This window comes from Streptomyces sudanensis (assembly GCF_023614315.1).
Classification (GTDB): domain Bacteria; phylum Actinomycetota; class Actinomycetes; order Streptomycetales; family Streptomycetaceae; genus Streptomyces; species Streptomyces sudanensis.
Window position 1 is genome coordinate 720398 of record NZ_CP095474.1, and the last position, 4887, is coordinate 725284.

Annotated in this window: 1 protein-coding gene and 1 pseudogene; both read right to left on the reverse strand. The window is 76.9% G+C overall.

The features are described 5' to 3' along the window. Positions 1-26: 26 nt before the first annotated feature. Positions 27-2518 (reverse strand): annotated as a pseudogene (locus MW084_RS03160) (ATP-dependent helicase); the annotation flags it as partial. A gap of 312 nt (positions 2519-2830) precedes the next feature. Next, positions 2831-4768: UrvD/REP family ATP-dependent DNA helicase (locus MW084_RS03165; RefSeq protein ID WP_275563462.1), on the reverse strand; the 1938-nt coding region annotated here is incomplete at its 5' end. Positions 4769-4887 lie beyond the last annotated feature (119 nt).

Consider the following 4887-nt stretch of genomic DNA (forward strand, 5'->3'; position numbering starts at 1 on the left):
GGGACTCCGGGGCGGTGGCGGGCTCNGCGGGGGGGTTGTCCAGGTACGCCAGGACCGTGTCGGCGGCGGCGCGGCGGCGGGCCAGGGAGGCGGGGTCCAGCGGCAGCGGCCACGCCAGGTCCTCGCCGGCCTCGCGGAGCGCCGGGTTCTCGGCGTCCTCCTCCGGTTCGTCCGCCCACGCCTCGATCTCCCCGTACCCGGCCGCGCAGTGGTCGTACAGGGCGTGCAGGAAGGCGGAGGGGCCGCGGCGGCGCTTCTGGGTGGGGCCCCACCAGTGGCCGGAGCCGAGCAGCATCGAGCGGGGGCGGGTGAACGTCACGTACCCCAGGCGCAGTTCCTCGGTGTGCTGGTGGTCCCGCATGGCCTCCTTGAACGCCCTCAGCGACGCCGCGTCCCAGGTGTCGATGCCGGGCAGGGTCGCGGCGTCGCCGCGCAGGGCGTGCGGCAGCACCTGCGGCTGGGCCGTCCACGCCTCGCGCGCCCTGCTGTTGGGGAACTGGCCGGCGACCAGGCCGGGGACGGCGACGACGTCCCACTCCAGGCCCTTCGACTTGTGCGCGGTGAGGACCTTCACGGTGTTCTCCCCGCCGGGGAGCGCGTTGTCGAGGCCCTTCTCGTACCGGGCGGCCGTGCGCAGGAAGCCGAGGAACGCCAGGAGCGTCGCCTCGCCGTCGAGGGACGCGAACCGGGCCGCGACGTCCAGGAAGTTCGACAGGGTCTCGCGGCGGCGGGCGGCCAGGGCGTGCGGGGACGCGGAGAGTTCGACCTCCAGGCCGGTGGTGGCGAGGATCCGGTGCAGGACGTCCATCAACGGGTCGGCCAACGAGCGCCGCAGGTCCCGCAGTTCGGCGGCGAGGCGGGCGAACCGGACGCGGGCCTCCGCCGAGAAGGCCAGCCCGTCGTCGTGCCCGCCCGTCTCCAGGAAGGTGTCCAGCGCGTCGGCGAGGGAGACCACCTCGGCGGGGTCCACCCCCGCGACCGCGGCGGCCAGGCGCTCGTCCGCGTCGTCGGGGCCGTCGCCGTCGCGGTGGACCAGCAGGCGGGCGCGGCGGCCCAGCAGGGCCAGGTCGCGGGCGCCGATCCGCCAACGCGGCCCGGTGAGGAGCCGTACCAGCGAGGCGTTGGCGCCGGGGTCCTGGAGGACCTCGCACACGGCGACCAGGTCGGCGACCTCGGGGAGGTGCAGCAGCCCGGACAGGCCGACGACCTCGACGGGCACGTCGCGCGCGACGAGGGCGGCCTGGATCTCCGGGAAGTCCGTCGCCGTGCGGCACAGGACGGCGATCTCGCCGGGCTCCTTGCCCGTGCGGACCAGGTGGGCGATGGAGTCCGCGAGCCAGGCGATCTCCTCGGCCTGCGTCGGCAGCAGCGCGATCCGCACGACGCCGTCCCGTTCGGCGCCGGGCGCCGGGCGCAGCGCCTCCACGCCCTCGTGCATGGCGCGCAGCGGCTCCGCGAGGCCGTTGGCGAGCCGGAGGAGCCGGCCGCCGCTGCGGCGGTTCTCGCTGAGCGCGTACCGGGCGGCGGGGCGGCCGTCCGCGTGCGGGAAGTGCTCGGGGAAGTCGTCGAGGTTGGCGACGGACGCGCCGCGCCAGCCGTAGATGGCCTGGCAGGGGTCGCCCACGGCGGTGACCGGGTGGCCCGTCCCCCCGCCGAACAGGCCGGACAGGAGCAGGCGTTGGGCGACGGACGTGTCCTGGTACTCGTCGAGCAGGACGACCCGGAACTCGTCGCGCAGCAGGGCGCCGACCTCGGGGCGGGTGAGGGCCAGCTCGGCGGAGAGGGCGATCTGGTCGCCGAAGTCGAGCAGGTCCCGTTCGCGTTTGGCGGCCCGGTAGCGGACGACCAGGTCGAGCAGTTCGCGGCGGGCGGCGGCGGCTTCGGGGACCTTGCGGAGGTCGGCGTTGCCGAGGCGGACCCGGGCGAGGTCGGCGAGCAGCGAGGAGTCGTAGGCGTGGAGGTCCTCGGGGCGGACGAGGTGTTCGGCCAGCTCGGCGTCGAGGGCGAGGAGGTCGCCGACGAGCGTGGGGAACGACCGCGTGAGCGCCGGGTACGGGCCGGGGGCCTCGCGCAGGACGCGGGCGGCGAGCTGGTGGCGCGTGGCGTCGGCGAGGAGGCGGGCCGTGGGCTCCAGGCCGATGCGCAGGCCGTGGTCGGTCAGGAGCCGGCCGGCGAAGGCGTGGTACGTGGAGATGCGGGGCTCGCCCGGCGGGTCGTCGGGGTCGACGGCGTGGGGGTCGGTGACGCCGGCGCGGACCAGGGCGGCGCGGACCCGTTCGGCGAGTTCGCCGGCGGCCTTGTTGGTGAAGGTCAGGCCGAGGACCTGCTCGGGGGCGACCTGCCCCGTACCGACCAGCCACACCACGCGGGCGGCCATCACCGTCGTCTTCCCGGAGCCGGCGCCGGCCACGACGGCCTGCGGGGCGGGCGGCGCGGTGATGCAGGCCGTCTGCTCGGGGGTGAAGGGGATGCCGAGCAGCTCCTTGAGCTGTTCGGGGTCGGTGATGCGTGCGGTCACCCGGAGAAGGCTAACCGGGGGCGCCGACGGGCCGGTCGACCGGTGGACTCCTCCCCCGTTCCCCTCATTTCCTCCTACAACGCCTCACTTTCCCCCGAGTATCCCTTTCTTCCGTTTCCTCCTCACGTCCCGTCACTTCCCCCGCGTCTCCGCTCACTCCACGCCGGTCGCTCCGCGCCGCCCCACTCCACGCCGGTCGCTCCGCGCCGCCCCACTCCACGCCGGTCGCTCCGCGCCGCCCCACTCCACGCCGCTCGCTCCGCGCCGCCCCACTCCACGCCGCTCGCTCCACGCCGCTCCCTTCCACGCCGCTCACTCCACGATGTGACGGCCCTCGGGGCGGGCGCTGCAGGAGGCGTGGAAGGCGCAGGTGGCGCAGTGCTGGCCGGTGGCGGGTGTGAAGCGCTCGTCGAGGACGCGGCCCGCGGCGGTGGCGAGCAGGCCGGCCACCCACTCCTGCGAGGGCGGCTCCTGGGACTGGACGCGCGGCAGGGCGTCGCCGCCCTCCCCCCTGGGGGCCGGCTGGCGCAGGTGGACCAGTTCGGCGCCGCCGGGCTCGGGGCGGCGCCCGCCGAAGACCTCGTCGACGGCGCCCTCGCGGACGGCGACCTGGTACACGGCGAGCTGGGCGTGGCGGGCGACCTCGTCCCTCGTGGGCGCCTGCCGGCCGGTCTTGAAGTCGACGACGTAGGCGCGGCCCCGCTCGTCCCGCTCGACCCGGTCCATGGAGCCCCGGATGCGCACCCGGTACTCCCCCGCCTCCAGCGTCACGTCGAAGCCGTGCTCGGTGGCGACGGCGGTCCGGCCGCTCCGGTCCATCACGTGCCAGCGCAGGAACCGCTCCAGCGCGGCGCGCGCCTGCTCCTTCTCCTGGACGGACTTCCAGGGCGCGTCGAACGCCAGCGCGTTCCACACCGAGTCGAGGCGTTCCATGAGGACCGCCAGGTCGGCGGGGGTGCGGCCGGAGGCGACCTCGTCGGCGAGGACGTGGACGACGTTGCCGAAGCCCTGGGCGGCGGTCGCGGGGGCGTCCGCCCTCACCTCGCGGCCCAGGAACCACTGGAGGCCGCAGGCGTTGGCCAGTTGGTCCAGGGCGCTGCCGGAGAGCGCGACGGGCTGGTCGCGGTCCCGCAGCGGGGCGGGCGCGTGCGTGGTGTCGTACAGGCCCCACCAGCGGTACGGGTGGGCCGCGGGGACCAGCGGCTGGCCCTCCTCGTCGGCGAGCGCGGCGAGCCGGGCCAGCCGGCGGGCGGCGGCGTCGCGCAGGGCGGGCGAGGCGTCCGGGTCGACGGTGGTGGCCCGCAGCTCCGCGACGAGGGCGGCGACGGCGAGGGGGCGGCGCGGGCGGGTGGTGACGTCCCTCGGTTCGACGCCGAGTTCGGCGAGGAACCGGGAGGGCTGGTCGCCGTCCTCCGCGGGCGCCTTGACGGCGGTGACGACGAGCCGGTCGCGGGCGCGCGTGGCGGCGACGTAGAACAGGCGGCGCTCCTCCGCGAGGAGCGCGCCGGGGGTGAGCGGTTCGGCGAGGCCGTCGCGGCCGATCCGGTCGGCCTCCAGCAGGGAGCCGCGCCGCCGCAGGTCGGGCCAGAGGCCCTCCTGCACCCCGGCGACGACGACCAGGCCCCATTCGAGGCCCTTGGAGCGGTGCGCCGTCATCAGGCGCACGGCGTCGGGGCGCGCCTGCCGCCCGGAGAGGGTGTCGGCGGCGATGTCCTGCGCCTGGAGTTCGGCGAGGAAGTTCAGGGCGCCGCGCCCGCCGGTGCGCTCCTCGGCGCGGGCGGCGGTGTCGAACAGGGCGCACACGGCGTCGAGGTCCCGGTCGGCGTTGCGGCCGGCGGGGCCGCCGCGCAGGGCGGCGCGGTGGAGGCGGTTCGGCCAGCCGGTGCCGTTCCACAGGTGCCACAGGGCCTCCTCGGCGGTCCCACCGAGGGCGAGGAGGTCGCGGGTCTCGCGCAGGAGCCTGCCCAGGTGCTGCGCCCCGCGTGCGTAGGCCGGGTCGTGGGCGACGAGCCGTTCGGGTTCGGCGAGGGCGCGGGCGAGCAGCACGTCGGAGGGCGGGGGCGCCTTGTCGCCCGCCGCGCGCTCCTCGTCGCGCAGGGCGCGCCCGAGGCGGCGGAGGTCGGCGGCGTCCATGCCGCCGAGCGGCGAGGTGAGCAGGGTGAGCGCGGTCTCGGTGTCCAGCCAGGGGGCGGTGTCCTGTGGGCCGGGGTCCCCGGTGTCGGGGCCTTCCGTACCGGGGGCGTCCGGGGCNGGGGCGCCCTCCTCCATACCGGGGTCCCCGACGCCNGGGGGGTCCGAGGCGGGGGTGCCGGCGGCCTCCGGGCCGGGGGCGTCGGTGCCGGCGGCCTCCGGGCCGCGGCCCCCGTCGC